This window comes from Bradyrhizobium sp. USDA 3315 (genome assembly GCF_054056795.1).
The window spans coordinates 5,853,809-5,879,337 of record NZ_JBSRYP010000001.1; the positions used below are offsets into that span (position 1 = coordinate 5,853,809).

Below are 25,529 nucleotides of genomic sequence, written 5' to 3' on the forward strand. Positions count from 1 at the left end.
CGATGGCGGCGCTGGCGATGCAGGCGGGCGCCGAGATCGATGGCTTCACCATCGGCGAACGCGTGCACCGCGGCGGCATGGCGACGCTGTGGAGCGTCACCCATCCCGGCATCACCGTGCCGCTGCTGATGAAGGTGCCGCTCACCTCGGAGGGCGAGGATCCGGCCGCGATCGTCAGCTTCGAGATGGAGCAGATGATCCTGCCGCGGCTGTCGGGGCCGCACGTGCCGGCCTGTTTCGGCACCGGCGACTTCGAACGCCAGGCCTATGTCGTGATGGAGCGCATCCCCGGGCAGACGCTCTACAAGCGGCTCGGCGAGCTGCCGATGCCGTATGAGGAGGTGAGGGTGATCGGCGGCAAGGTCGCCACCGCGCTCGCCAGCCTGCACCGGCAGAACGTCATCCATCACGACATCAAGCCGAGCAGCATCATGTTCCGCGAGCGCGGCTCGGCGGTGCTGATCGATTTCGGCCTCTCGCATCACCGGCATCTGCCCGATTTGTTGCAGGAGGAGTTTCGGCTGCCTTACGGTACCGCGCCCTACATGGCGCCGGAGCGCCTGCTCGGCGTCCGCGACGATCCGCGCAGCGATCTGTTTTCGCTCGGCGTGCTGCTCTATTTCTTCACCACCGGCGTGCGCCCGTTCGGCGAGACCGAAAGCCTGCGCGGCATGCGCCGGCGGCTGTGGCGTGACCCCTATCCGCCGCGCGAGCTGAAGCCCGACTATCCGCCTTGGCTGCAGGAGATCGTGCTGCGCTGCCTGGAGATCGACCCCGCCGCGCGCTATCCGACCGCGGCGCAGCTTGCCTTCGATCTCGGCCATCCCGATCAGGTGAAGCTGACGGCGCGGGCGCAGCGGCTGCGCCGCGATCCGCTCAGCACGGTCTGGCGCCGCCGCTTCAATCTCGGCGCGGTGCCGCCGCGGCCGAAGTCCGATGTCGCGGCCCAGCTCGCCTCGAGCCCGATCGTGGCCGTCGCGCTCGATATCGGCGAGGGTGCCGAGGCACTGAACGACACCATCCGCGTCACCGCCGAGCGGGTGCTGTCGACCTCGCCGTCGGCGCGGCTCGCCTGCGTGAATGTGCTGAAGCTCAATCGCCTGGCGATCGACCGCACCCATGACGAGCAGGGCCAGAACAAGCATGTCGACCGCCTGGTGGCGCTGCAGCACTGGGCGCGGCCGTTCGGGCTCGAGGAGGGGCGGCTGACCGTGCATGTGCTGGAGGCGATCGATCCCGCCGCCGCGATCCTGGAATTCGCCGCGGTCAACCTGGTCGACCACATCATCATCGGCGCGCGGCAGAACTCGCTGCGGCGCGCGCTGCTCGGCAGCGTGTCCGCCAGGGTCGCGGGGGAAGCGCCGTGCACGGTGACCGTGGTGCGGCCGTCGCGGCTGGCGTCGCAAGCGGACGACGGCGAGGGCGATGAGGCGGCGGAGCAAGCGGCGAATGCCGCGGCCACGCCGCCCGCAGTGTTCTAGCTCCCCCGGATCATCAGATCGCTTCGCCGCGTGCCTCGGCCGCCGCATGGCGGATCGCGGCGATGTTGGTCTTGTAAGCCTCGACCGTGCCGCCCTTGAACACGGCGGATCCCGCGACAAAGGCGTTGGCGCCGGCGGCCGCGAGCTGGCCCGCGACGTCGGGTGCAACGCCGCCGTCGACCTCGATGTCGATCGGGCGGCCCGCGACCATCGCCCTGACATCGCTGATCTTGCCGATCGCCGAGCGGATGAAGGCCTGGCCGCCGAAGCCGGGATTGACCGACATGACCAGCACGAGGTCGATCAGGTCGAGCACATATTCGATCGCGCTCGCCGGCGTTGCCGGATTGAGCGAGACGCCGGCCTTCTTGCCGAGCGCGCGGATCGCCTGCAGCGAGCGGTGCAAATGCGGGCCGGCCTCGGCATGCACCGTGATGTGGTCGCAGCCCGCCTTGGCGAACGCTTCCAGGTAGGGATCGCAGGGCGAGATCATCAAATGGGCGTCGAAGATCTTTTTGGTGTGCGGCCGCATCGCCTTGATGACGTCGGGGCCGTAGGAGATGTTCGGCACAAAGTGTCCGTCCATCACGTCGAGATGGATCCAGTCGGCGCCGGCCTGGTCGACGGCGCGGACCTCCTCGCCGAGCTTTGAGAAATCCGACGCCAGGATCGACGGAGCGATAACGAGGGGACGCGGGGTGAATGACTGAGTCATGTCAGCTGTTCCGGAAGACTTCAGGGGGCGACGGGTGAGTCCGCCTAACATGCGGACGCGTGGCGGGCAATGCGAGCGGACGGCGCTCTGCGACCGGAAAATTCTTCCGCCGGCGGCAGCTCTTGCCGGGTGCGCGGAACCCGCTTCGAAGTGGGAACGCCTGGTTTTACTGGGTTTTTGCCATGGCACGCCCTTTGCTCAGCCACTGACCAGCGTTAGAGCCGCCAGGCGCGGCCCTGTTGGAGTATTGCCATGCTGTTCGCCCTTGGCGCTGCGTCGTCGGCCATTGACCTCTTGAGCTCGCTGATGTCGTCGAAGTCGACGACCCAGACCGGCGGCTCCAGTCAGGGGACTAAGACCACCGGCCTGTTCGCCCCCTCGACCGGTACATCGACGTCGACAGGCAGCAGCACCGGTACCGGCTCGGGCAGCGGCTCTCCGCAGATCTCGCCGCTGACGATGGGCGCGCTGATTTCCGCGCAAAGCCAGTCCCAGACCGCGGTTTCAAACAGCCCGACGGCGGCCAGCCGCTCGGATGCGCTCAAGGACCTGTTCTCGCAGATCGATGCCGACGGCAACGGCAAGATCACCCAGTCGGAATTCGAGAACGCGCTCGGCGCCGGCGGCACCAACACGGCGCAGGCCGACGACGTGTTCTCCAAGCTCGACAGCAATGGCGACGGTAACGTCAGCCTCGACGAGATGTCCCAGGCCTTGCAGGGCCACAAGGGCGGCGGCCATCATCGCCATCACATGGCCAGCGGCTCGACCGACGGATCCGGCTCCGGCGCGGGCGGATCGAGCTCCGATCCCTTGATGCAGGCGCTCGACGGTGCGACCTCGACGTCGGTGACCAACAGCGACGGCTCGACCACGACGACGACGACCTATGCCGACGGCTCGAAGGTGGCGATGACGACGCCGGCCGCATCCTCCGCGACCCTCAACGCGGCCTCGTCCTACAATATCGTCGAGCAGCTGATCCAGCGCCAGGCGAAGGCGATCTCGGCGCAGGACTTCGCTGCGATTTCGGTCAGGGCCTAAGGCGAATTTGCTACTAGCCGTCATTGCGAGGAGCTCGGCGACAAAATTGCAAAGCAATTTTGCGCTGAAGCGACGAAGCAATCCATGTCTCCGCAAGCGGCGAGATGGATTTGGATTGCTTCGCTTCGCTCGCAATGACGAAGGCGGCGCCGGGCTGTAAAACCCTTCGCCTAACCGAACCGATCGTGCCAGCTCGGCAGCGCGCCGGCGAATGGCAACGCGGTCGCTGAATGGACGCCGCGGGCGATGGCGCGCGCCACGGTGTTGGCGGCGAGCGCACCGAGCCTGGTGAGGCCGAACAGCGGATCGATCGGCTTGGCGCCGGTCGCGGCGGCAAACACCACGTCGCCATCGAGCGGGGCGTGCACCGGATAGATCGCGCGCGCCATGCCGGTCTGCGCGATCATCGCAAGCCGCCGCGCCTGCGGCTTCGTCAGCTGCGCATCGGTCACCACGACGACGAGGGTGGTGTTCTCGGCGGCGCTGGCGTCGGCGCCGCCCTTCAGCCGCGCCTTCAGCATGTCCGGCGTGAACGAGGGCGGCAGGCCGCGCCCGCCGAATTCGCCGCCGACCTCGAACGGCGCCGCCCAGAACCAGGGGCCGCTGCCGACCGTGACGCTGCCGACCGCGTTGACCACCGCGAGCGCCGCGACCGTCACGCCGTCGTCGGTCATATCGGACGCCGAGCCGAGGCCGCCCTTCAGGTTGGCCGTGGTCGCGCCCATGCCGGCGCCGACGCTGCCGAGCTCGAAGTCATCGGAGGCGGCATTGGCCGCCGCGTAGCCGAGGTCGCGATAGGGCGGAAAGCGTCCCCACGCCTTGTTGCCGCCGTTGAGCAGGTCGAAGCAGATCGCGCCCGGCACGATCGGGATCACCGCGTCGCGGATGCGGAAGCCGCGGCCGCGCTCGGCGAGCCAGGCCTGCACGCCGCCGGCGGCGTCGAGCCCGTGCGCCGAGCCGCCGGACAGCGCGATGGCGTCGATTGCCTCGACGACGTTGTGCGGCGAAAGCAGCGCTTCCTCGCGGGTGCCCGGACCCCCGCCGCGGACATCGATCGAGGCGACCGCCGGCCGCTCGAACAGGATGGCGGTGACGCCGGAGGCGACTGTGGGATCGTCGGCATGGCCGACGGCAACGCCGGCAATATCGGTGAGAAGGTTTTTCACGATGGGTCCATCCGCCTGCTGTCCGATCGATCCGGTATAGCAGCCGCGACGGATGCATCAACCGTCGGGCACGGGCGGGCGGAGACGTGCGGTAAGACTTGCAGGCATCCGGCAAACAGAAAAACGCCCCGGCGGATCGGGGCGTTCTCGTATCTCTGATTGGATCAGACGCGCGAGAGGCTCAGGAGCCCTTCGGATTGATCTCGGTGTAGTTGCCCTTGGCGTCCCACTTGTAGACGACGTAATCGATCGCCTTGATGTCGCCCTTGGCGTCGAAGGCCATCTTGCCGAGCACGGTGTCCCACTCGCCGGCCTTGATGGTGTCCATCACCTTCTTGGCGTCGGTCGAACCGGCCTTGGCGACGGCCTGCGTCCAGACCTGCATCGCGGCGTAGGTGTAGAGCGTGTAGCCCTCGGGGTCGATGTTCTTGGCCTTGAACTTCTCGACGATCGCCTTCGCGGTCGGCTTGTTGCGCGGGTCGGGGCCGAAGGTGAACAGCGTGCCTTCGGCGGCGGGGCCGGTGATCGAGGCGAATTCCTTGTCGTTCATGGCATCGCCGGCCATCAGCACGGTCTGCAGGCCCTGGTCGCGCATCTGGCGCAGGATCAGGCCGGCTTCCTGATGGTAGCCGCCGACATAGACCAGATCGATGTTGTCGCGCTTCAGGCGGGAGACGATCGAGTTGAAGTCCTTGTCGCCCTTGTTGTAGGACTCGAACATCTTCTCCTGGAAGCCGGCCTTGTTCAGCGCCTTCTTGGTCTCGTCGGCGAGGCCTTTGCCGTAGGTGGTCTTGTCGTTCAGGATCGCGACGTTCTTGCCCTTGTAGTTCTTCATGATGTAGTCGGCGGCGACCAGGCCCTGCTGGTCGTCACGGCCACAGACGCGCGCCACGTTCCAGAGCTTGCGCTCGGTGAACAGCGGGTTGGTCGAGGCCGGGGTGATCTGCAGCACGTTGGCGTCGGCATAGGCCTCGGAGGCCGGGATCGAGGACGACGAGCAGAAATGGCCGGCCACGAACGGGATCTTCGAAGAGCCGATCTTTTCCGCGATCGAGCGCGCCTGCTTCGGATCGCAGGCATCGTCGTCGGCTTCCAGCGCGAGCTTCTTGCCGAGCACGCCGCCGGCGGCGTTGATGTCGGCGACCGCTTGCTCGGCGCCGTTCTTCATCTGCCGGCCGAAAGCGGATTCGGAGCCCGTCATCGGGCCCGCGACGGCGATGGTGATGTCTTGCGCGAACGCGCTCGCCGATAATGCGAACGAAGCGCCAAGTGCCAGGCCGATCAGCTTCAGTGATTTCATGAGACGTCCCTCGTGGTCGTTGCCTCTTGCGGAAGGGCCCGGCACGCCGGGCCCCAAAACCGCGGGCATTCTCAGCTGATTTCGCGGCGAAGTCACCGGCAATTTTCAGGCAAATCGACGCTGCATCCGCCGCGTCTTGCTTGCGGGGGCGGCACGGAACGTCAAGCTAGCCGCGGCGGCCGCCTTCCAGATAGGCGGCGCGGATTTCCGGGCGCTGCAGCAATTCGGCGCCGGTTCCGGCCAGCGTGATCAGCCCGTTGACCATGACATAGCCGCGATGGGCGAGCTTCAGCGCATGGTTGGCGTTCTGCTCCACGATCAGGACGGTGAGGCCGTCCTGCCGGTTCAGCGTGCGGATGGCGTCGAAGATCTGGCGCGCGATCAGCGGCGCGAGCCCGAGCGAGGGCTCGTCCAGCATCAACAGCCGCGGCCGGCTCATCAAGGCGCGGCCGATCGCCAGCATCTGCTGCTCGCCGCCCGACAGCGTGCCGCCGCGTTGTGCGACGCGTTCCTTCAGGCGCGGGAACAGCGCGAACACCCGCTCCAGCCCGGCTGCACGTTCGGCCTCGCTGCATTCGGTGGCATCGGCGCCCATCTGCAGGTTTTCCGCGACGCTCATGCGCGGAAAGATCCGCCGGCCCTCCGGCGATTGTGCGATGCGCAGCCGCGCGATCTCGTGGGTCGGCACGCCGGTGATGTCACGGCCGTCGAACTCGATGGCGCCGGCGCGGGCGCACGGCCTGCCGAAAATCGTCATCATCAGCGTCGACTTGCCGGCGCCGTTGGCGCCGATCAGGGCGACGATCTCCCCGCGATTGATCTCGATATCGACGCCCTTCAGCGCCTCGATCTTGCCATACGCCGCGCGCACGCCGCGCACCGCGAGCAGGGGTGTCGTTGCCTGTGCCGCGCTCACGTGCCGCTCTCCATCACGGCGATCGCCTCTTCCTCGTCGGCGCCGAGATAGGCGGCGATCACCTTGGGGTCGTCGCGCACCGTCTGCGGCGTGCCTTCGGCGATCTTGACGCCGTAATCCATGACCACGACGTGATCGGAGATCTCCATCACGACCGACATGTCGTGCTCGATCAGGAGGATCGAGGTGCCCTGTTCGTTGCGGATCGACAGCAGCAGCTCGTTGAGCCCGCCGCTCTCGCGCGCGTTCAGACCGGCCGCCGGCTCGTCGAGACAGAGCAGCACCGGTTCAGTGCACATCGCGCGCGCGATCTCGAGCCTGCGCTGGTCGCCATAGGGCAGGTTGCCCGCGGCATCGTCGGCGCGGTCGAGCAGGCCGACGCGCGCGAGCCAGGTCCGCGCCAGATCGATGGCGCGCTGCTCGGCCTCGCGCCAGGACGGCAGGCCGAGCAGCCCGAGCAGGGTCAGGCCCGAGGCGCGCATCAGCGCGTTGTGCTGGGCGACCATCAGATTTTCCAGCGCCGTCATGCCGGGAAACAGCCGGATGTTCTGGAAGGTCCGCGCCACCTTGGCCTGCTTGGAGATGCGGAAATCGTTCAGCCGCTCGAGCTGGATGGTGCGTCCGTCGTCATGGGCGAGGCGGATCGCGCCCCCGCTCGGCCGGTAGAACCCGGTGATGCAGTTGAACACAGTGGTCTTGCCGGCGCCGTTCGGCCCGATCAGCGCGGTGATCTTGCGCCGTTCGGCCGCAAAGGACAGCTCGTTGACCGCGACGATGCCGCCGAAGCGCATCATCAGGCGGTCGACGGTGAGGATAGGGTCGCCGCTCATCCGTGGCCCTCCTTGACGAGGTCGGACGAGATCGCCTGGTTGCGTTCCAGGAACACGGTCGGCGCGCGATGGCCGATCAGCCCGCGCGGCCGCCAGATCATCAGCAGCACCATCGCCATGCCGAACACCAGCATGCGGTATTGATCGAGGCCGCGGAACAGCTCGAAGCCGCCGATCATGGTCAGCGCGGCGAGCGCCACGCCAAGCTGCGAGCCCATGCCGCCGAGCACCACGATCGCCAGCACCAGCGCCGATTCCTGGAAGGTGAAGGATTCCGGGCTGATGAAGCCCTGCCGGGTGGCGAAGAACGCGCCGGCGAGGCCGCCGAACATCGCACCCGTCGCGAACGCCGTCAGCTTGGTCGTCGTGGTGTTGATGCCGAGCGCGCGGCAGGCGACCTCGTCCTCGCGCAGCGCCTCCCAGGCGCGGCCGATCGGCAGCCGCCGTAGCCGGATCGTCACCCAGTTGGTGATCAGCGCCATCGCCAGGATCAGATAGAACAGGAAGACGAGGCGGTGGGTCGGCGAGAATTCGATGCCGAGCTTGGCGGCGAGCCCGTCTTCACCCGCCGTCAGCGGAATGCCGAACATGGTCGGGCGGGGAATTCCCGAGACGCCGTTGGGGCCGCCGGTCAGGCTCTGCCAGTTGATGATGACGAGGCGGATGATCTCGCCGAAGGCGAGCGTCACGATCGCAAGATAGTCGCCGCGCAGCCGCAGCACCGGGAAGCCGAGCAGCACGCCCCAGAACGCCGCCAGGATGCCGGCAAGCGGCAGGCAGACCCAGAACGACAATCCGAAATTGGTCGCAAGCAACGCATAGGAATAGGCGCCGACCGCGTAGAACGCGACATAGCCGAGGTCGAGCAGGCCGGCGAGGCCGACCACGACGTTCAATCCCCATCCCAGCATCACATAGGTCAGGACCAGGATCGACAGGTCGAGAATGTAGCGCTGGTTGTAGAAGATGACAGGCACGAGGAAGGTGAACACCAGGAGCGCCGGCGCCAGCCAGCGGCCGGCGAACGACATCGCCGATTGCACCGGCTTCGGCACGATGCGGTCCTTGTCGACCGGTCCCCACCATTGCCGCAGCAACTCGACGACGATGCTGCCGCCGAACACGGTAGCGACAAGGGCTGCGAGGTCGCCGAACCGCGTCCAGTAGATCAAGCCGCCCTGCGGCCCGGCCTCGGTGCGAATGCCGATCATCAGCGAGAACAGCACCAGCGCGACAAGGGCGCTGATCAGGGCCTTCTTGAGAATGAAGGCGCTGCCCGAGGGCTGCGCGGCGTGCGAGGGGCGGGCTGAGGTCGCGCTCACGAAGTGCCTGTCAGACTTTTTCGACTTCGGGACGGCCGAGCAGGCCGGTCGGCATGAAGATCAGCACCACGATCAGGATCGAGAACGCGGCGACGTCCTTGTACTCAACCGAGAAATAGGCCGACCAGAACGTCTCGATCAGGCCGATTGCGAGCCCGCCGAGCATCGCGCCCGGCAGCGAGCCGATGCCGCCGAGCACGGCGGCGGTGAACGCCTTGATGCCGGCGACGAAGCCCATGAAGAAATCGACCAGGCCGTAATACAGGAGATACATCATGCCTGCGACGGCGGCGAGCGCGGCGCCGATCACGAAGGTCATCGAGATGGTGCGGTCGACGTCGACGCCGAGCAGCGCGGCCATGGTCTGGTCCTGCTCGCAGGCGCGCATGTCGCGTCCGAGCCGGGTGCGCGAGACCAGCCAGGTGAACAGCGCCAGCACGACGATGGTGGCGAGCACGACCATGATCTGGATGTTGGAGAGCTGCACGGCGAAGCCCGACGAGCCTTCATGCAGCGTGTAGCCGCCGGTGATGATCGGCGGCACCGGCTTCACTCGCGCGCCCTGCGACACCTGTGAGAAATTGGTCAGCACGAATGACATGCCGATCGCGGACAGCATCGGCGCCAGGCGGAACGAATGCCTTAAGGGTCGGTAGGCGATGCGCTCGATGGTCCAGCCGTAGAGCGCCGTGATCGCCATCGAGACCAGCAGCACGATCAGCAGGATCAGGGGGATCGCGGTGAGGCCGAGCGACACCAGCACCAGGAACGAGATCAGCGCGATGAAGCCGCCGATCATGAAGATGTCGCCATGGGCGAAGTTGATCATGCCGACGATGCCGTAGACCATCGTGTAGCCGATGGCGATCAGGCCGTAGATCGAACCGAGCACGAGGCCGTTGATCAATTGCTGGGCGAAATAATCCATACGCTGCCGTCAGAGCCTGTTCGGTTGAGAACCGACCAGGCTCTCGTGTTGATCTGGACGCGCTTTCTTCACGCGAACCGGTTCCCACTTCGCTCGAAAACGCTACGTCGAGGGTGACGCGGCGAGGGCCCCGGCAGCCTGATCCGTCGCGTCGTGTCGTTTTCTAACAGTGGAACCCCGGCCGCGGCAACAGCGTGGCAGCAGCAGAAAGGGCTTGTACATAACTAGTTTGGCGGATGCGGTTCCGATGTCACAGGGCCGACATGGCCTTGCCTTGCAATGATCACGCCGGAACCCGTGTTCCCCGAGCAACCGCGCTTCCGACGCGCGCGTTGTCCACAGCTTGATGAAAGCAAAGGGAGTAGCTGAATGAGCAACCCAAATCAGAATCCGGGACAGCCGAACCAGAACCCCAATCAGAAGCCCGGCCAGCAGCAGCAGGGCGGCGGCCAGAAGCCCGGCCAGCAACAGCAGGATCCGGGCCGGCAGGGCCAGAAGCCCAATCCGGAGCGCTAATTCGGACAATTGAGCCGAACTAGCAGGGAGGCCTCGCCGAAAGGCGAGGCCTCCCTTGTTCAGGCTTAAACTCTTTTCGCTTGGGCTGTCTTGTTCAGGCCAACTGGTCGGCGAAGCGGCCGCGGAAGGCGTACGAACCGAAATGCGTGAGCTCGCTTCGAAGGTCGAGCCAGATTTCGCCGCCGAGATCGATCCAGCGCCGGCAGAACGCGTAATCTTCGGATAGATACTCGCCGATTGTCTTGTCGATCATGCATTCGAACAGCGAGACGCGGTCGAGGTCGGCGCGAACCAGGTCGCCGGTGTTCAAGTCGTTGCTCTTGTGGTTCGCCCGATATTTGAGTTCGGGATGGGCGTCGCACAGCCTGACGAGGGCGGATCGCTTCATCATGAGAAAGCCGGTTCCGGCATAGCGGACCTTGGCGAAGCCGTCGCCGCGAGATGTGATCTGGTCGCCCTCCCATGTGACGACATAGTCCAGCGAGGATGACGCGAGGTTCTTGCGCTTGGCGTCCGCAGCCCGCTGCACCTTTGCCCAATCGATGTGCTTGAGCGGATAGGCCGCGGCCGAAACATCAGTGCCGCAATCCAGCAACCGGAACACGGACTCGGGTTCGAACCCGATATCGGCATCGATGAACAGGAGATGGCTGGCGCCGGATGCAAGGAATTGGTGGGCCAGTTCGTTCCGAGCGCGGACAATCAGCGATTCGTTTCCGATCAGATGAAACTGGATGTCGATGCCCCGGGCGGTGGCCGCGGCCTGAAGCTTCAGGGCGGAGAACACATAGGCCATCTTCAGATCGCCGCCGTAGCAGGGCGTTGCGACGAAAACGCGCGTTCTTTCGGTCATTTTGCCCCCTTTATCCCCGGCCGGCGCCGATCTTGCGCAGATCCCGGCCGGGCCCGATCGCATCGATCCGGAACCATCGCATCGCGCTTAACCTTAACAAAGGGTTTAAATTGCTGCCGGCAATTGATCGGCGTTAGCTCGCGCCCTGAACCGTCGCCGGTCTGAAAGGCGCGGGAAGCACGGGAAGCGGCAATGTCGAACAACTGGCGGATCAGCTCCTTCAATGGCGCGCTGCTTGCGGCCTATTTCATTCCGGTCTGGACCATCATCGCCTTCAGCATCATGGTGTCGCCGATCCACGGCCTCTATGAGCGGCCGAGCGTGTCGATCGCGTTCTATGCCAGCGACTATCTGCACCTCGGCAAGATGGCGACGGTGCGCCTCGCATGGCTGCTCGCGCTGGCGCGGATCACCGTGGTGGCGTTCTTCACAGTCTTCCTCGCGATGGCCGCTTTCTCGCCGCTGCGCAAGAGCAGCAGTGGCGCCGACGAGGCGCTCGCGGTGGCTCTCTGCCTTGGCAGCGTGCTGAGCTTCGCCAGCATGATGATGGCTTCCAAGGTCGGCGAGGTCGAAGCGATGCGCATGCATGCGTCCGAGCTTCTGATGCTGCTCGGGACCGCGATCGTGATGCTGTTCGAGACCTCGCCGAAGCGAGCTCAAGCGTCTGCCAATGCAGCAACGACCACCGAAACGCCCGCAGGCCAGCTATCCCTTCAGCAGCCCTAAAGCGCGATAGTCTTCGCGCTTTAGTCGTTTTTTGCGCATGATCTTTTCGGAAAACCGCTTCGCACTTTTCCGGATCATGCTCCTAGCTCGGCAATGATCGCGCCGGCTTCCTTGACGGCGTGGTTGGCCGCTGGCACGCCGCAATAGATCGCCTGCTGCAGCAGGATCTCCTTGATGTCCTCGGGCGTGAAGCCGCCCTCGGCGAGCGCGGCGCGCACATGCAGGCGGAATTCGTCCCACTGGCCGAGCGCGACCATGGTGCCGATCACAAGCACGCGCCGGGTGCGGTGATCGAAATGCGGCCGGGTCCAGATGTCGCCCCACGCATAGCGCGTGATCAGGTCCTGGAAGTCGGTGTTGAACGCGTTGCGGTTCTTGATCGACTTGTCGACCCATTCATTGCCGAGCACCTTGCGGCGCTGCGTCATGCCGTCGTCGCGGCGCTGATTGTCGTCCATGGATGTCTCCTCATGAAATCGTAGCCCGGATGGAGCGCAGCGCAATCCGGGGCTTCAGCGTTGGCCGAAGGACTTGTCCCGGATTTCGCTTCGCTGCATCCGGGCTACGTGCTGATTGTCGCCCATAGAGCATCTTTCCCGGTTACGTCATTCCGGGGCGGTCCGCAGGACCGAACCCGGAATCTCGAAGTTATGGATGCGGATCGAGATTCCGGGTTCGATGCTTCGCATCGCCCCGGAATGACGATGACCGTTACCGTTGCGTCAGGAAGCCGACCACGGCCTCGGTGAAGGCGTGCGACTGCTCGACGTTGGAAATGTGCGCGGCATCGAGCAGCGTCATGCTGGCGCCGGGAATGCCGCTGCGGATCATTTCGCCTGCCGACACCGGCGTCGCCATGTCCTGCTTTCCTGCAATCACCAGGGTCGGGCTCTTGATCTTCGGCAGCAGCGCGCGCTGGTCGAGTGTCGACAGCGCCTCGCAGCAGGCGAGATAGCCTTCGACCGGCGAGGCAACCAGCATCGCCTTCATGCGCGCCGCGGTCTCCGGCTCGCGCTCGCGGAAATCTGCGGTCAGCCAGCCCGCGATCACGGTATCGGCGACCGCGGCGATGCCGCCTTCCTTCACCGCCTTGATGCGGTTCAGCCAGTTGGTCGGATCGGGATAGTAGCAGGCGGTGTTGGCGAGGATGATCTTGCCGAATCTTTCCGGGGCATTCGCTCCCAGCCACTGTCCGACCATGCCGCCCATCGACAGGCCGCACCAGTGCACCTTCTCGATGTTGAGGTCGTCGAGGATCGCCAGCACGTCGCGGCCGAAGCGCTCCATGGAGTAGGGGCCCGCCGGCACGCCGGACTTGCCGTGACCGCGGCGGTCGTAGCGGATGACGCGGAACAGCTGCGTCAGCGCCCGCATCTGCGGCTCCCACATCTGCAAGGTGCAGCCGAGCGAGTTCGACAGCATCAAGGTCGGTCCGCCGTCGCGGCCGTCCACCTGGACGTTGAGCAGGCACCCGTCGGCGTTGATCATCGGCATCGTCTTGTCCCTCTCGTCATGCGCTTGCCGGGTCATCTGCGCGAACATGCGCTTCGCGCTGTTGCCCGGCAATGACATCGTCGCTATTTGTCATCCAGTGAAGCCAGCAGGCGGTCGATCAGCGCTTGCGAGGCGCCCTGATAGGCCATCGGCTCGAACAATTCCGCGATTCGTTTCGCGTCGAGATGCGCGGTGACCTTGGCATCCGCCGACAGCACCTCGCGCAGGTGCTTCTTCTCCGCGACCGCGCGCTTGCTGGCGGCTTCGATCAGATGATGGGCGTCGCTCTTGCCGATCTTGTCGGCCAGCGCAAAGGTGACGGCTTCCGCCATGATCAACCCCTGAGTCGCATCGAGATTGACGCGCATCCGCGCCGGATCGACCTCGAGCCCTTCGGCGAGATCGACGATGGCGGCAAGCGCGCCCGAGGTCACCAGCATCAGGCCCGGCAAGGTCGGCCATTCCGCATGCCATGGACCGGCGCTGCGCTCATGATCCTGCACCTGCGCGGCGAAGATCGTCGCGGCGAGATTCGGCGCCATGGTCGCAGCCCCCAGCGCGCTCGCGGCAGCGACCGGATTGCGCTTGTGCGGCATGGTCGAGGAGCCGCCGCGGCCGGCGCCGGCACGCTCGAAGGCCTCGCCGACATCGGTCTGCATCATCAGCGACACGTCGCGCGCGATCTTGCCGCAGCTGCCGGCGAGGATCGCGAACACCGACGCGGCCTCGGCGATGCGGTCGCGATGGGTATGCCAGGGCGCATCCGGCAGCGGCAGATCAAGCTCTTGCGCAAGGGCGGCGGCGACCGCCAGCCCCTTGTCGCCGAGCGCTGCGAGCGTCCCGGCGGCGCCGCCGAATTGCAGCGCCAGCGTCTCGCGGCGCAGGCGCAGCAAGCGCTTGCGGGAGCGATGCAGCGCCGCGGCATATTCGGCGAGTTTGAGGGCGAACGGCATCGGCAGCGCATGCTGCAGCCAGGTCCGCGCCACCACGGCGGTGTTGCGATGGGCGCGCGCAAGCCCGGCGAAGCCGGCGACGGCGCGGTCGAGGTCGGCCAGCAGCGCGTCGATCCCCGCACGCAACGACAGCATGGTCGCGGTGTCGATGACGTCCTGGCTGGTCGCGCCCCAATGCACGTAGCGCGCCGCCTCAGCGTCCGCCCTGGCGACATTGGCGGTCAGGGCCTTCACCAGCGGGATCGCCAGATTGCCGGACCGCGTCGCGGCGTCGGCCAGCGCGGCCAGGTCGAATGATTCGGCCTTGCAGGCGGCGCCGATTGGTCCTGCGCCAGCTGCGGGAATCACGCCGCAGGCCACCTCGGCGCGGGCCAGCGCGGCCTCGAAATCCAGCATGTTCTGCAGCGTGGCGGCGTCGTCGCACACCGCGCGCATCGCGGCGCTCGACAGCATCGGCGCAAGCAGGGGAGAGAGGGCTGTGCTCATGGCCGGCGACCTAACCACTCCCGCGCGTCGATGCCAATGCCCCGGGGCTGCCTGCATTTTCAACACCGGGGATTGCGCGATTTCGTGAACGATCGGCTTGGCTTGCTGCGGTTGCGAATATGCATCGCTCATCCTCCGAAGGTGCCCTTTCCTTTGCGCCCCGGCTGCTTTACTTGGGGGATAAAGGTTCTAGCGATCGAGGAGATCCCCCATGGCCATGACAATGACCGGCGAAGTCCAGCTTGCAGCGCCGCGCCAGGCTGTGTGGGACAAGCTCAACGATCCCGAAGTGTTGAAAGCCTGCATTCCCGGCTGCGAAGAGCTGGAGAAGACCGACGAGGGCGGCTTCCGCGCTACCGCCAAGATGAAGGTCGGCCCGGTCTCCGCCCGCTTCAAGGGCAAGGTCACCTTGAGCGATCTCGACCCGCCGAACGGCTACAAGATCTCAGGCGAAGGCGAGGGCGGGGTCGCCGGCTTTGCCAAGGGCGGCGCCACCGTGGGCCTTGCAGACAAGGATGGCGGTACGCTTCTGAGCTACAATGTGGAGGCGCAGATCGGCGGCAAGCTCGCCCAGCTCGGCCAGCGCCTGATCAACGGCGCCGCCAAGAAGCTGGCCGATGAATTCTTTGCAAATTTCGCCAAGGCGGTGCAGGGTTAGCCCCGCCTTTCGGCTGGATTATTCAGGTCCGGCCATGTCCTGGAGGGGTGGCTCGAAAGGTTGCCCATCGCGGGGCGCGCCCATATTATGCCGTCTGGAATGATTTAAAACCGCCTGCTTCGCCGATATGCGGTGGCGCAGATAAGAGAGTGCTGATGGCCAAGATTTCAATGATCGTGAACGGCACCCCCGTGAACGCGAATGTCGACCCCCGTACCCTTCTGGTCCAGTTTCTGCGCGAAAACCTGCGGCTGACCGGCACCCATGTCGGCTGCGACACCTCGCAGTGCGGCGCCTGCGTCGTGCATCTGGACGGCAGGGCGGTGAAGTCCTGCACGACGCTTGCGGTGATGGCCGACGGTCACGAGGTCAAGACCATCGAGGGGCTGGCGGCCGATGGCGCGCCGCTGCATCCAATGCAGGAGGCCTTCCGCGAGCATCACGGCCTGCAGTGCGGCTTCTGCACGCCGGGCATGATCATGACCGCGGTCGACCTGGTCCATCGCAAGGGCCACGAGCTCTCCGACGAGGTGATCCGCGAGGAGCTGGAAGGCAATCTGTGCCGCTGCACCGGCTACCAGAACATCGTTGCTTCGATCGCCGCCGGCGCCAAGGCGATGGCGAAGTCGGACCTCGCCTAGTCAGCAATTCATCGCGAGCGCGATCAGGACATTCCAATGTACGAATTCAAATATCACCGTCCCGGCACCGTGCGGCAGGCCGCCAACCTGCTGGTGAAGAACGAGGACGCCAAGCTGATCGCCGGCGGCCACACGCTGGTGCCGGTCATGAAGCAGCGGCTCGCCAGCCCGCCGCATCTGGTCGATCTCTCCCACATCGAAGGTCTCGACACGATCGAGATGAAGGGCCGCTCGCTGGTCATCGGCGCCACCGCCAAGCATGCCGAAGTCGCGAACTCCGCGGTCGTGGGCGAGGCGATCCCGGCGCTGGCCGAGCTTGCCGGCCTGATCGGCGATCCCGCCGTGCGCCACCGCGGCACCATCGGCGGCTCGCTCGCCAACAACGACCCGACCGCCGACTATCCGGCCGCGGTACTGGCGCTGGGCGCGACCATCGTCACCAACAAGCGCCGCCTCAAGGCCGAGGAGTATTTCCAGGGCCTATTCTCGACCGCGCTGGAGGCCGACGAGATCATCACCAAGGTGATGTTCCCGGTGCCGAAGAAGGCGGCCTACGTCAAGTTCCGCAACCAGGCCTCGCGTTATGCGTTGGTTGGCGTGTTCGTGGCCAAGCGTCCGTCCGACGTGCGCGTCGCGGTCACCGGTGCGGGCTCCGACGGCGTCTTCCGCGTCACTGCGTTCGAGGACGCGCTGAAGAAGCGCTTCTCGCACAAAGTGCTCGACGGCATCGCGGTTTCGGCCGACGGGCTGAACAGCGACCTGCACGGCAGTGCCGAATACCGCGCGCATCTGATCGGCGTTTTGACGCGCAGGGCGGTGGAAGCCGCGAACGCCAAGGACTAAGTACCAAGGCGTGACTTTGCTGACCTCTGTTCGAAGACTGGCTATTCCATGAGTGCATCGGCGTTACCCACTTCCGTCGATGCGCTCGAGGATCTCCTGACCTCGCGCGGCTACCTCGCCGAGCGGTCGCTCGCGACCGTGACCTATCTCGCGCTGCGGATGGGCCGGCCGCTGTTCCTCGAAGGCGAAGCCGGTGTCGGCAAGACCGAGATCGCAAAGGTGCTGTCGGCGGCGCTCGGGCGCAAGCTGATCCGCCTGCAATGCTATGAAGGCCTCGACGTCGCCTCCGCCGTCTACGAGTGGAGCAGCGCGGCGCAGATGATCGCGATCCGCCTTGCGGAGGCTTCCGGCGATACCGATCGCGACCAGCTCGCCAGCGACATCTTCGCCGAGCGATTCCTGATCAAGCGGCCGCTGCTGCAGGCGCTCGAGCCCGATGTCGCGGGTCCTCCGGTGCTGCTGATCGACGAGCTCGACCGCGCCGACGAGGCGTTCGAGGCGTATCTGCTGGAAATCCTCAGCGACTTCCAGGTCACGATCCCCGAGCTCGGCACCGTGAAGGCGCCGGCGCCGCCGATCGTGATCATCACCTCGAACCGCACCCGCGAAATCCACGACGCGCTGAAGCGGCGCTGCCTCTATCATTGGGTGGATTATCCCTCCGCCGAGCGCGAGCTCGCGATCGTCAAGTCGCGGGTGCCGAACATCTCCGCAAAGCTGTCGCAGCAGGTCGTCCGCTTCGTGCAGGCGCTGCGCAACCAGGATTTCTACAAGTCGCCGGGTGTCGCCGAGACCATCGACTGGGCGACCGCGCTGTCCGAGCTCGACGCCCGCTCTCTGACCCCGCAGGTCGTCGGCGACACGCTGGGCGCGCTCTTGAAGTATCAGGACGACATCGCGCGCATGCAGGGCGATGCGTTGCAGAAGACATTGAAGGAAGCGACGAGCGACTAGCCGTCATTCCGGGGCACGCGAAGCGTGAACCCGGAATCTCGCGCCGCAATCTCCAGATTCCGGATCCGCACTTCGTGCGGTCCGGAATGACGAGGCCAAACAACAATGGCGATCAACCACCTCGCGCCTCCGACCGGCCACATGGCCGACAACGTGATCGGCTTTGCCCGCGCGCTGCGGGCGGCCGGGCTTCCCGTCGGGCCGGGCTCGGTGATCGATGCGCTCGACGCGCTGCAGCTGATCGAGGTCGGCCATCGCTCCGATTTCTACGCCACGCTGGAAGCGATCTTCGTCAAGCGCCACGAGCACGCGCTGATCTTCCGCCAGGCCTTTATGCTGTTCTTCCGCGCCGCCGAGGAGTGGAAGAGCATGCTGGATTCGGTGCCGCTGCCGGACCACGCCAGGAAGAAGCCGCCGCCGGCCTCGCGCCGCGTCCAGGAGGCGATGGCGCAGCCGGCGCGGAGCGAGGAGCGGCCGCAGGCCCAGGAGCAGGAGCTGAAGCTCTCGGTCTCCGACAAGGAGATCCTGCAGAAGAAGGATTTTGCGCAGATGACCGCGGCGGAGATCGCCGAGGTGACGCGCGAGATCGCCAAGATGCGGCTGCCGCAGGCCGAGCTCGTGACCCGCCGCTACCAGCCGGACGCGCGGGGCCTACGGCTCGACATGCGCCGCACCGTGCGCAACTCGCTGCGCACCGGCGGCGAGATCATCGACATCCGAAAGCTCGGCCGGATCGAGAAGCCGGCGCCGATCGTGGCGCTGCTCGATATCTCCGGCTCGATGAGCGAGTACACCCGCCTGTTCCTGCACTTCCTGCACGCCATCACCGACGCCCGCAAGCGGGTCTCGGTATTCCTGTTCGGCACCCGCCTGACCAATGTGACGCGCGCGTTACGGGCCCGTGACCCCGACGAGGCGCTGGCGAGCTGCTCGTCCTCGGTCGAGGACTGGGCCGGCGGGACGCGGATCGCGACCTCGCTGCACAGCTTCAACCAGCTCTGGGCCCGCCGGGTGCTCGGGCAGGGCGCCATCGTCCTCCTTATATCCGATGGACTAGAACGGGAGGCGGATGCCAAACTGGCCTTCGAGATGGACCGATTGCACCGTTCCTGCCGCCGCCTGATCTGGCTCAATCCGCTGCTGCGCTACTCCGGCTTCGAGGCCAAGGCGCAGGGCATCAAAATGATGTTGCCCCACGTTGACGAATTTCGCCCGGTGCATAACTTGACGTCCATCAAGGGCTTGATCGGGGCGCTGTCATCCCCGCCGCCGGCGCACCACCGCAGCCTGATCCGCTCTGTTGCTTGAGGAGACGCTCTCATGCTCAACCGCGACGAAGACATTCTTCAGGCCGCCGAGACCTGGCAGAAAGAGGGCCATGGCGTGGCGCTTGCCACCGTGGTCGAGACCTGGGGCTCGGCGCCGCGTCCAGCCGGCTCGAGCCTCGTCATCAATGACGACGGCACCTTCCTCGGCTCGGTCTCCGGCGGCTGCGTCGAGGGCGCGGTCGTAACGGAAGCGCTCGACGTGATCGCGAGCGGCCAGCCCAAAATGCTCGAATTCGGCGTCGCCGACGAGACCGCCTGGAATGTCGGCCTGTCGTGCGGCGGCACCATCCGCGTCTTCGTTGAGAAGGTTGGTTAGCCGTGAAACTCGAGATCCTGAAAGAGCTGAACGCCGAGCGCGCCGCGCGCCGCCCGGTCATCATTGTCACCGACACCGCCAATGGCGATCAGCGCCTGGTCAAGGCCGCGGACATCGCCGCCGATCCGCTGCGCGCCGAGCTCTCAAAGCAACTGCGGATGGGCAAGAGCGGCAATGTCGAGGTCGGGACCAAGAAGCTGTTCCTCAACGTCTACGCGCCGACCGCAAAGCTCGTGATCATCGGCGCGGTCCATATCAGCCAGGCGCTGGCGCCGCTGGCGCGCTCGCTCGACTATGACGTCACGGTGGTCGATCCGCGCACCGCGTTTGCGAGCCCGGAGCGCTTCCCCGACGTGCCGCTGGTCGCCGAATGGCCCGACGTCGCGCTGCCGCCGCTCAACGTCGATCACTACACCGCCTTCGTCGCGGTGACGCATGATCCGAAGATCGACGATCCGGCGCTGCTGCACGCCTTCGACCGCAACTGCTTCTATATCGGCGCGCTCGGATCGCGAAAGACCCACGCCAAGCGCGCCGAGCGGCTGCGTGCGCAGGGCGCCAGGGACAGCGACATCGCGCGCATCCACGCGCCGATCGGCCTCGATATCGGCGCGGTGTCGCCGTCGGAGATCGCGGTCGCGATCATGGCCGAGATCACCGCGCAGCTGCGCTTGCCCCCCAAAGAAAAAAAGAAGAAGCGGCATGAAATTCGGTCCCGCCAGTCCGGCCGACGCGATTGGCGGCGTCACCGTGCATACCCTCCGCCGGGGCGCGCTGGTGCTCAAGAAGGGCACCACGATCGGCCTCGCCGAGGTCGAGGCGCTGACCAAGGCCGGCGTCGACGAGATCGTCGTGGTGCGGCTCGACGAGGGCGACGTCTCCGAGGACGCCGCGGCCGCCAGCGTCGCGCAGGCGGTGGCGGGCGACGGCGTCAATGTCGAGCGCGCCTTCACCGGCCGCGCCAATCTGTTCGCGGCCCGTCCCGGTGTGCTGGTGATCGATCGCGCCGCGGTCGACCGTATCAACGACGTCGACGAGGCCATCACCTTCGCAACGCTCGCCGCGTTCAAGCCGGTGGTCGAAGGCGAGATGATCGCGACCGTCAAGCTGATCCCGTTCGGCGTCGAGGGGCGCTTACGCGATGCCGCCGTCGCGGTCGCCGGCAAGGATACGCTGCGGATCGCGCCCTATGTGATCCAGAAGGTCGGCGTGGTCTCGACGCTGCTGCCGGGCCTTGCACCGAAGGTGATCGACAAGACGCTGCGCGTCACCGCCGAACGGCTCGCGCCGGCCGGCGCCACCATCATCGCCGAGCGCCGCGTGCCGCATGACGAGACGGTGCTGGCGGCCTCGATCAAGGAATTGCTCGTGCTCGGCGCCGAGCTCGTCATCGTGTTCGGCGCGTCCGCGATCGCCGATCGCCGCGATGTCATTCCTGCTGCAATCACTGAGATCGGCGGCGCGGTCGAGCATTTCGGCATGCCCGTCGATCCCGGCAATCTGCTGCTGATCGGCAGCGCCGGCGGCGTGCCGGTGCTGGGCGCGCCGGGCTGCGCGCGCTCGCCGATCGAGAACGGCTTTGACTGGGTCTTGATGCGGCTGCTCGCCGGCATCAAGGTGACGCGATCGGATCTCACCGGCATGGGCGTCGGCGGCCTGTTGATGGAGATCGTGACGCGGCCGCAGCCGCGCACCGTGCCGGACACCGAAGGCAACCGCAACGTCGCCGCGATCGTGCTTGCCGCCGGCCGCTCGACCCGGATGGGCGGCCCGAACAAGCTGCTCGCCGAGCTCGACGGCAAGAAGCTCGCGCGCATCGTCGCCGAGCAAGCGCTGGCCTCGAAGGCTTCCGAGGTCATCGTCGTCACCGGGCATCAGGCCGAGCTGGTCGAGCAGGCGCTCGATGGCCTCAAGGTCAAATTCGTCCGCAACCCGGATTTCGCCGGCGGCCTCGCCAGCTCGGTGAAGGCGGGAATTGCGGCGGTGTCCGACAGCGCCGACGGCGCGATCGTCTGCCTCGGCGACATGCCACTGATCGATGCGAAGCTGATCGATCGCCTGATCGAGACCTTCGCGCCGGACCGCGGCCATCTGATCGCGGTCCCCGTCAGCGAGGGCCGCCGCGGCAATCCGGTGCTGTGGTCAAGGCGCTTCTTCAAGGAGCTGATGACGCTCGACGGCGACATCGGCGCCCGTCACTTGATCACCAAGCATGCCGAGGTGGTCGCCGAGGTCCCGGTCGACGGCGACAGCGCCTTCCTCGACATCGACACCCCGCAGGCGCTGGAAGCCGCAAGACAGGGCTGAACATTCTCCGCGCCGTCCCGGCGAAGGCCGGGACCCATTACCACCAATCGTTGTTGTTGGTGGGACAGCGGCCAGAGCCTCGCGCAATCATCACCATCGGTGGCTATGGGTCCCGGCCTTCGCCGGGACGACGAGTGGATAGAACTCGCTCTCAACCCGTCATTCACCATCTGGAAACGACCCCTGCGTACAGTCCGCGCCGGGCTTTGGGGGATTTCCGCTTGATCATTTCGACCGCCGTCGCGCAGCGTCGCGCGTTGACGATTCTCGTCCTGACATTGCTGCTCGGCGCCACGCGTTTCTCCGTGGAAACCTTCGTGCCCAAGGCGCGCGCGGCCGGTGCGTTCGCGGTCGGCAAGTGCGGGGCCTATGGCCAGGCCTACGACTATCCGGCGGAAGGCGCGGCGCGTGCCGCCGCGTTGAAGCAGTGCAAGGGCGATTGCACCACGGTGACCATGAAGCGGGCCTGCGCCGCGCTCTCGATCGACATGAAGAATCCCTGCGGCGCCCATGGCTATGCCGTGGCGCCGAAGATCTCGAGCTCGCTCAATGCCGCGACCAAGAAGTGCTACGACTATGGCGGCAAGGAATGCGTGATCCGCGCCTGGGCCTGCGACGCCAAGGGGTAGGGCGGCCGCCACAATCCGCCTGGCGGGCAAAGCGCTGATGGCCTGCACTCCGAGCCGCGCTCAGACGGCGCCATAGAAGTGTCGGTATTGCCAGGCGGCGTCGCGCTCCAATTGATCTTCAGACCACGATTGGTCTTTGAACCGCATGACCGACATCGGCGATAGATCGACGGGCGGCTTGCCGTCCACGATCCAGGCCGCAAGCGCCTCGCCGACGGTCGGCGAGATCGACAGACCGGCGACGTTGCACCCGCTTGCAAAATAGAAGCCGGCCACGCCAATGGCTGGGCCGAGAATATGATGGCCGTCGGCAGTCATCGTCGGAATGCCGCCGCGAAACTCCCGCACCTTGGCGGTTTGCAGGAACGGGAGCTGGTCCTTGACCTCATCGGCGGCTGCATGAAGCACGCCGATGTCGAGCGGCATGTCCTTGACGTCGAAGCCGGCCCCAAGCGACTGCATATCGAAGAAGCGCGGCGTTTCCTCGTAGACACCCCACAGGAAACCGCCCTGACACGGACGGGCATACACCGCGGCATCCATGATGCGGATCATCGGCAGGTCGGCCCGCGCGCCATCCAAAGGCTCGGTCACGATCAACTGCTGCCGGGTCGGCACCAGCGGCACGCGGATCCCGCTCGCCTCCGCGACCTGCCGTGTCCACGCGCCGGCCGCATCGACGACAACCGGACTTTCAATGACGCCGTTCGCGGTGGTCAGGCCGATCACGGTGCCGCCGACGATGTTGACGGCGCGCACGTCGGTCTTCGGCAGCAAGATTGCACCGTTGGCCGCCGCGGCTGTGGCGAAACCGACGGCAACCTGCGCCGGGTCGAAATACCGGTCGTCGCCGATCCGCATCGCCGCAACGACGCCCGCCGGCTGCAAGAACGGATTGAGACTGCTCGCCTCTTGCGGAGAGATCAGCTCGACGTCGAGGCCGGTGCGGCGTCCGCGCTCGAAATCGTCCTCGATCACTTCGGCGTCCTGCGGCCGGCGCGCAATCTTGAGGCTGCCCGAATGCACCCAGTCGAGCGGCTGGCCGGTTTCTTCCGTGAACGCCTCGATCTTGCGGCATGCGTCCTTGATGAGGCCAATCATCAAGTCGCTCTTGCGCGCACAACTCACCATGCCTGCCGCGCGGGGCGAGGTTTGCGATCCGATCTCATGCTTGTCGACAAGGGCGACGCTGAGACCTCCACGCTTGCTCAGGTAATAGGCTGTGGCCGCGCCCAATCCGCCCGAACCAATAACAACAACATCGGCCTTGCTGATCATGATGCAATGCCCTGAAATATGCTGATGGTCATCGAACGCCCGAAGCCTACTACGCGGCGCAGGAGCTGACTATCGCTTTCCGTCCCGGCAGGGATCGGGCCCTTGCGACGTCGCACGGCTAGCGGTCGACGTGTGGGTTGAGCTTCTTCGCCGCAGCGATATCAGCTTCGCCAGCCGCGACGTCGCCCTTCAGGCGGGCAGGGTCCGCCCGTGGGTTGCTCAAGAAAACTAACGTCAGCGCCTGGCGGGCAGATGAGGGATGCGCGGTCAGAACTGGCGTTTGTCGTCAACCTGCGGATAGAATTATCGCCATGCAGTTCGACACCAAGATCGCGGTCGTGATCCGCACCGACCTGGAAGTCTGGCAGAAGCTCAACGTGGCGTCGTTTCTTGCCGGCGGCATCGCGGCTTCCTTCCCCGAATGTATCGGCGAGAATTACCAGGACGGCTCGGGGACCAGATATCTCTCCCTGATAGGCCAGCCGATTCTGATCTACGGCGCCGACGGGCCTGCGCTATCGCGAGCGCTGGAGCGCGCGCTGGCGCGCAACGTGCAGCCGGCGCTCTACACCGAGGACATGTTCAAGACCACGCATGACGCCGCCAACCGCGAGGTGGTGAAGGCGGTCGTGCGCAGCGAGCTCAACCTGGTCGGCCTCGCCATTCGCGCCGAGCGCAAGGTGGTCGACAAGATCCTCGACGGGCTGAAGTTTCACACGTAGCGGACAGCGCGCGTAGTGCGGTCCGGCGCTTATCGGCTCGCCTCCTTGTCCGGCATGATCTGCAGCAACGGCGTCGGCGCAATCGATATCTGGCCGGTGAATGGTCGATCATGCGCGGCAATCAGCAGAACCGATGTGGCCACGCCGGTCGCGAACAGGCCCATCGCGATGGCGGATCCCAACCGGTTGTCGCAGTGAACAAGGGCAATGACCAATAGCTCGCAGATGGCCTGAAGGTAGAGGCACCACCATTTGATCGAGTCGACTTCGGTCTGGCTGACGATGATCCGTTGTCGTCGCGCATCGAGTGCCGAATTCAGATTGGTGATGATCTCGTGCTGGGTCGTCTGCTGGCCCGGGTTTTGCGCGGGCGTTGACACGACAAGGCGCAACGCCGCGGTCAGCGCGGGAGGCGCTGCCTTGAGCGATGCAGCCTGGCGCGCCATCATCGGCCATTCCACGGCGACCGTTTCCTCGACGTATTCGCGAACGAGGCCGCGCAGGCGCGCCTCCTGCTCCGGCGGCAGACCGCCGGCGAGCAAGATGACCGCCCGCAACGAGCTGGCTTCGCGGCTCACCGCCGCGGTGGCGCGATCGCTGTCACTCCAGACCTGTGCCGCGGTGAACGCGACAAACAGGCCGAAAAGGATGCCGAGCACCGGCAACATGCCGGGAGAGATCGATTTGAAAGACGTTGCGCGCTCCTTGGTCGACAGGATCGCAACGCCTGCGAAAATGAGAACGGCAACAAGATAGGTGAAGCCGAAGACGATGAAGGCCATCCACGGCACAGAAAGGTTGTGTAACCAATCGCTCATAGGTGTTTCCCCCAGCCGATCACTTGTATCAAAATCCCCCCAATCCCGCCGGGGAGAGCACGAGGTGAGCCGTAGCCGATCGCGCAGGGAAAGCCGGATTGCTCCGGTTACACCTGTGGTGCCACCCCTGTGCCTTTTTGTTGCACAGGGCCCGCGGGTGCGATCGCCACCCGGCTTTCCCTGCGCCCACTGTTCCCAGAAGGGCGGAAATAAGCAGCAAATTCGGGCATTTGCGCCGCGAGATCGCGAATCTATGCGCATCCTGAGGACCCGGAAAGGCCGACAGGAACGCTTCCGGCCGGCAG

Annotated in this window: 26 protein-coding genes and 1 pseudogene; 14 read left to right on the plus strand and 13 right to left on the minus strand. The window is 65.8% G+C overall.

The genetic code is table 11. From position 1 onward, the window contains the following. Window positions 1–2 precede the first annotated feature (2 nt). Window positions 3–1,481, plus strand: a complete 1,479-nt coding sequence (locus ACVIYL_RS27215) for a serine/threonine protein kinase (RefSeq protein ID WP_253607963.1) — start codon at window positions 3–5, stop codon at window positions 1,479–1,481. Window positions 1,482–1,494: 13 nt separating this feature from the next. Here ACVIYL_RS27215 and rpe read toward each other — a convergent pair whose 3' ends face one another. Continuing rightward, window positions 1,495–2,196 (minus strand): ribulose-phosphate 3-epimerase, encoded by a 702-nt coding sequence (rpe, locus tag ACVIYL_RS27220; RefSeq protein ID WP_028339914.1) that lies wholly within the window; start codon window positions 2,194–2,196, stop codon window positions 1,495–1,497. A gap of 252 nt (window positions 2,197–2,448) precedes the next feature. Between rpe and ACVIYL_RS27225 the strand changes: the two genes are divergently transcribed. Further along, window positions 2,449–3,240 carry an EF-hand domain-containing protein gene (locus ACVIYL_RS27225; protein ID WP_253607964.1) on the plus strand — a complete coding sequence of 264 codons (792 nt, stop codon included), beginning with the start codon at window positions 2,449–2,451 and terminating at the stop codon, window positions 3,238–3,240. A gap of 170 nt (window positions 3,241–3,410) precedes the next feature. Here the strand turns inward: ACVIYL_RS27225 and ACVIYL_RS27230 are convergent, their stop codons facing one another. The 6 genes from ACVIYL_RS27230 to ACVIYL_RS27255 form a co-directional block, all read right to left on the minus strand. Beyond that, a complete protein-coding gene (locus ACVIYL_RS27230) occupies window positions 3,411–4,406 on the minus strand; it encodes a P1 family peptidase (RefSeq protein WP_253607965.1) in 996 nt (331 codons plus the stop codon). A gap of 181 nt (window positions 4,407–4,587) precedes the next feature. Continuing rightward, entirely contained in the window at window positions 4,588–5,706 is a 1,119-nt protein-coding gene (locus ACVIYL_RS27235) for a branched-chain amino acid ABC transporter substrate-binding protein (protein ID WP_028339917.1), read from the minus strand. Between the two features lie 166 nt (window positions 5,707–5,872). Continuing rightward, window positions 5,873–6,622 carry an ABC transporter ATP-binding protein gene (locus ACVIYL_RS27240; RefSeq protein WP_456780277.1) on the minus strand — a complete coding sequence of 250 codons (750 nt, stop codon included), beginning with the start codon at window positions 6,620–6,622 and terminating at the stop codon, window positions 5,873–5,875. Beyond that, complete coding sequence (locus ACVIYL_RS27245) at window positions 6,619–7,452, minus strand: ABC transporter ATP-binding protein (RefSeq protein WP_028336791.1); 834 nt, start codon at window positions 7,450–7,452, stop codon at window positions 6,619–6,621. The genes ACVIYL_RS27240 and ACVIYL_RS27245 overlap by 4 nt, the downstream gene beginning before the upstream one ends. Then, window positions 7,449–8,774 (minus strand): high-affinity branched-chain amino acid ABC transporter permease LivM, encoded by a 1,326-nt coding sequence (gene livM, locus ACVIYL_RS27250; protein ID WP_309145024.1) that lies wholly within the window; start codon window positions 8,772–8,774, stop codon window positions 7,449–7,451. The genes ACVIYL_RS27245 and livM overlap by 4 nt, the downstream gene beginning before the upstream one ends. Window positions 8,775–8,784: 10 nt before the next feature. Further along, complete coding sequence (locus ACVIYL_RS27255; RefSeq protein WP_028339921.1) at window positions 8,785–9,702, minus strand: ABC transporter permease subunit; 918 nt, start codon at window positions 9,700–9,702, stop codon at window positions 8,785–8,787. A 369-nt stretch (window positions 9,703–10,071) separates the two neighbouring features. Here ACVIYL_RS27255 and ACVIYL_RS27260 point away from each other — a divergent pair, with 369 nt between their 5' ends. Further along, a complete protein-coding gene (locus ACVIYL_RS27260; RefSeq protein WP_162832451.1) occupies window positions 10,072–10,218 on the plus strand; it encodes a hypothetical protein in 147 nt (48 codons plus the stop codon). A gap of 94 nt (window positions 10,219–10,312) precedes the next feature. On the opposite strand, the gene ACVIYL_RS27265 is transcribed toward ACVIYL_RS27260, so the two are convergent. Beyond that, on the minus strand, window positions 10,313–11,071 hold the full coding sequence (locus ACVIYL_RS27265) for a hypothetical protein (RefSeq protein ID WP_456780278.1): 759 nt from the start codon (window positions 11,069–11,071) through the stop codon (window positions 10,313–10,315). Window positions 11,072–11,263: 192 nt separating this feature from the next. Here ACVIYL_RS27265 and ACVIYL_RS27270 point away from each other — a divergent pair, with 192 nt between their 5' ends. Next, window positions 11,264–11,797, plus strand: a complete 534-nt coding sequence (locus tag ACVIYL_RS27270) for a hypothetical protein (protein ID WP_253607968.1) — start codon at window positions 11,264–11,266, stop codon at window positions 11,795–11,797. Window positions 11,798–11,871: 74 nt separating this feature from the next. On the opposite strand, the gene ACVIYL_RS27275 is transcribed toward ACVIYL_RS27270, so the two are convergent. The 3 genes from ACVIYL_RS27275 to ACVIYL_RS27285 form a co-directional block, all read right to left on the minus strand. Further along, the gene (locus tag ACVIYL_RS27275; RefSeq protein ID WP_028336796.1) at window positions 11,872–12,255 is read right to left on the minus strand and encodes a carboxymuconolactone decarboxylase family protein; all 384 of its coding nucleotides are present in this window, start codon (window positions 12,253–12,255) and stop codon (window positions 11,872–11,874) included. A 253-nt stretch (window positions 12,256–12,508) separates the two neighbouring features. Beyond that, a complete protein-coding gene (gene pcaD, locus ACVIYL_RS27280; RefSeq protein ID WP_456781897.1) occupies window positions 12,509–13,291 on the minus strand; it encodes a 3-oxoadipate enol-lactonase in 783 nt (260 codons plus the stop codon). A gap of 83 nt (window positions 13,292–13,374) precedes the next feature. Next, window positions 13,375–14,730: a 3-carboxy-cis,cis-muconate cycloisomerase gene (locus tag ACVIYL_RS27285; RefSeq protein WP_456780279.1), complete on the minus strand. Its 1,356-nt coding sequence runs from the start codon at window positions 14,728–14,730 to the stop codon at window positions 13,375–13,377. A gap of 211 nt (window positions 14,731–14,941) precedes the next feature. Here ACVIYL_RS27285 and ACVIYL_RS27290 point away from each other — a divergent pair, with 211 nt between their 5' ends. The 9 genes and pseudogenes from ACVIYL_RS27290 to ACVIYL_RS27330 all read left to right on the plus strand — a co-directional run bounded on the left by ACVIYL_RS27290 (window position 14,942) and on the right by ACVIYL_RS27330 (window position 22,406). Then, entirely contained in the window at window positions 14,942–15,388 is a 447-nt protein-coding gene (locus ACVIYL_RS27290; protein ID WP_016840413.1) for an SRPBCC family protein, read from the plus strand. Between the two features lie 155 nt (window positions 15,389–15,543). After that, a complete protein-coding gene (locus tag ACVIYL_RS27295; RefSeq protein WP_456780280.1) occupies window positions 15,544–16,029 on the plus strand; it encodes a (2Fe-2S)-binding protein in 486 nt (161 codons plus the stop codon). Between the two features lie 36 nt (window positions 16,030–16,065). Beyond that, window positions 16,066–16,872 carry an FAD binding domain-containing protein gene (locus ACVIYL_RS27300; protein WP_050383296.1) on the plus strand — a complete coding sequence of 269 codons (807 nt, stop codon included), beginning with the start codon at window positions 16,066–16,068 and terminating at the stop codon, window positions 16,870–16,872. Window positions 16,873–16,920: 48 nt separating this feature from the next. Further along, window positions 16,921–17,826, plus strand: a complete 906-nt coding sequence (locus ACVIYL_RS27305) for an AAA family ATPase (RefSeq protein WP_028336801.1) — start codon at window positions 16,921–16,923, stop codon at window positions 17,824–17,826. A 105-nt stretch (window positions 17,827–17,931) separates the two neighbouring features. Beyond that, window positions 17,932–19,134: a vWA domain-containing protein gene (locus tag ACVIYL_RS27310; RefSeq protein ID WP_310881182.1), complete on the plus strand. Its 1,203-nt coding sequence runs from the start codon at window positions 17,932–17,934 to the stop codon at window positions 19,132–19,134. Between the two features lie 12 nt (window positions 19,135–19,146). Further along, a complete protein-coding gene (locus ACVIYL_RS27315) occupies window positions 19,147–19,470 on the plus strand; it encodes an XdhC family protein (RefSeq protein WP_018272401.1) in 324 nt (107 codons plus the stop codon). Window positions 19,471–19,472: 2 nt separating this feature from the next. Beyond that, a pseudogene (locus tag ACVIYL_RS27320) lies at window positions 19,473–20,165 on the plus strand (XdhC family protein); the annotation flags it as partial. Between the two features lie 7 nt (window positions 20,166–20,172). Further along, on the plus strand, window positions 20,173–21,777 hold the full coding sequence (locus tag ACVIYL_RS27325; protein ID WP_456780281.1) for an NTP transferase domain-containing protein: 1,605 nt from the start codon (window positions 20,173–20,175) through the stop codon (window positions 21,775–21,777). Between the two features lie 278 nt (window positions 21,778–22,055). Next, window positions 22,056–22,406 (plus strand): DUF4189 domain-containing protein, encoded by a 351-nt coding sequence (locus ACVIYL_RS27330; protein ID WP_420888210.1) that lies wholly within the window; start codon window positions 22,056–22,058, stop codon window positions 22,404–22,406. Between the two features lie 60 nt (window positions 22,407–22,466). Here the strand turns inward: ACVIYL_RS27330 and ACVIYL_RS27335 are convergent, their stop codons facing one another. Next, window positions 22,467–23,684: an NAD(P)/FAD-dependent oxidoreductase gene (locus ACVIYL_RS27335; protein ID WP_456780282.1), complete on the minus strand. Its 1,218-nt coding sequence runs from the start codon at window positions 23,682–23,684 to the stop codon at window positions 22,467–22,469. 311 nt (window positions 23,685–23,995) lie between these two features. On the opposite strand from ACVIYL_RS27335, the gene ACVIYL_RS27340 reads away from it, so the two are divergent. Further along, window positions 23,996–24,406 carry a DUF2000 family protein gene (locus tag ACVIYL_RS27340; RefSeq protein WP_438072525.1) on the plus strand — a complete coding sequence of 137 codons (411 nt, stop codon included), beginning with the start codon at window positions 23,996–23,998 and terminating at the stop codon, window positions 24,404–24,406. Between the two features lie 29 nt (window positions 24,407–24,435). Here ACVIYL_RS27340 and ACVIYL_RS27345 read toward each other — a convergent pair whose 3' ends face one another. Continuing rightward, entirely contained in the window at window positions 24,436–25,485 is a 1,050-nt protein-coding gene (locus ACVIYL_RS27345; RefSeq protein ID WP_456780283.1) for a bestrophin-like domain, read from the minus strand. Between the last annotated feature and the right edge of the window lie 44 nt (window positions 25,486–25,529).

Coding starts and splice junctions, on each gene's coding strand:
- ACVIYL_RS27300 (WP_050383296.1), top strand. CDS start 16,066: ATGTACGAATTCAAATATCACCGTCCCGGCACCGTGCGGCAGGCCGCC.
- ACVIYL_RS27325 (WP_456780281.1), top strand. CDS start 20,173: ATGAAATTCGGTCCCGCCAGTCCGGCCGACGCGATTGGCGGCGTCACC.
- ACVIYL_RS27285 (WP_456780279.1), bottom strand. CDS start 14,730: ATGAGCACAGCCCTCTCTCCCCTGCTTGCGCCGATGCTGTCGAGCGCC.
- ACVIYL_RS27270 (WP_253607968.1), top strand. CDS start 11,264: ATGTCGAACAACTGGCGGATCAGCTCCTTCAATGGCGCGCTGCTTGCG.
- ACVIYL_RS27310 (WP_310881182.1), top strand. CDS start 17,932: ATGGCGATCAACCACCTCGCGCCTCCGACCGGCCACATGGCCGACAAC.
- ACVIYL_RS27255 (WP_028339921.1), bottom strand. CDS start 9,702: ATGGATTATTTCGCCCAGCAATTGATCAACGGCCTCGTGCTCGGTTCG.
- ACVIYL_RS27225 (WP_253607964.1), top strand. CDS start 2,449: ATGCTGTTCGCCCTTGGCGCTGCGTCGTCGGCCATTGACCTCTTGAGC.
- rpe (WP_028339914.1), bottom strand. CDS start 2,196: ATGACTCAGTCATTCACCCCGCGTCCCCTCGTTATCGCTCCGTCGATC.
- ACVIYL_RS27335 (WP_456780282.1), bottom strand. CDS start 23,684: ATGATCAGCAAGGCCGATGTTGTTGTTATTGGTTCGGGCGGATTGGGC.
- ACVIYL_RS27275 (WP_028336796.1), bottom strand. CDS start 12,255: ATGGACGACAATCAGCGCCGCGACGACGGCATGACGCAGCGCCGCAAG.
- pcaD (WP_456781897.1), bottom strand. CDS start 13,291: ATGCCGATGATCAACGCCGACGGGTGCCTGCTCAACGTCCAGGTGGAC.
- ACVIYL_RS27245 (WP_028336791.1), bottom strand. CDS start 7,452: ATGAGCGGCGACCCTATCCTCACCGTCGACCGCCTGATGATGCGCTTC.
- ACVIYL_RS27215 (WP_253607963.1), top strand. CDS start 3: ATGGCGGCGCTGGCGATGCAGGCGGGCGCCGAGATCGATGGCTTCACC.
- ACVIYL_RS27340 (WP_438072525.1), top strand. CDS start 23,996: ATGCAGTTCGACACCAAGATCGCGGTCGTGATCCGCACCGACCTGGAA.
- ACVIYL_RS27235 (WP_028339917.1), bottom strand. CDS start 5,706: ATGAAATCACTGAAGCTGATCGGCCTGGCACTTGGCGCTTCGTTCGCA.
- ACVIYL_RS27305 (WP_028336801.1), top strand. CDS start 16,921: ATGAGTGCATCGGCGTTACCCACTTCCGTCGATGCGCTCGAGGATCTC.
- ACVIYL_RS27315 (WP_018272401.1), top strand. CDS start 19,147: ATGCTCAACCGCGACGAAGACATTCTTCAGGCCGCCGAGACCTGGCAG.
- ACVIYL_RS27265 (WP_456780278.1), bottom strand. CDS start 11,071: ATGACCGAAAGAACGCGCGTTTTCGTCGCAACGCCCTGCTACGGCGGC.
- ACVIYL_RS27290 (WP_016840413.1), top strand. CDS start 14,942: ATGGCCATGACAATGACCGGCGAAGTCCAGCTTGCAGCGCCGCGCCAG.
- ACVIYL_RS27295 (WP_456780280.1), top strand. CDS start 15,544: ATGGCCAAGATTTCAATGATCGTGAACGGCACCCCCGTGAACGCGAAT.
- ACVIYL_RS27260 (WP_162832451.1), top strand. CDS start 10,072: ATGAGCAACCCAAATCAGAATCCGGGACAGCCGAACCAGAACCCCAAT.
- ACVIYL_RS27345 (WP_456780283.1), bottom strand. CDS start 25,485: ATGCGCATAGATTCGCGATCTCGCGGCGCAAATGCCCGAATTTGCTGC.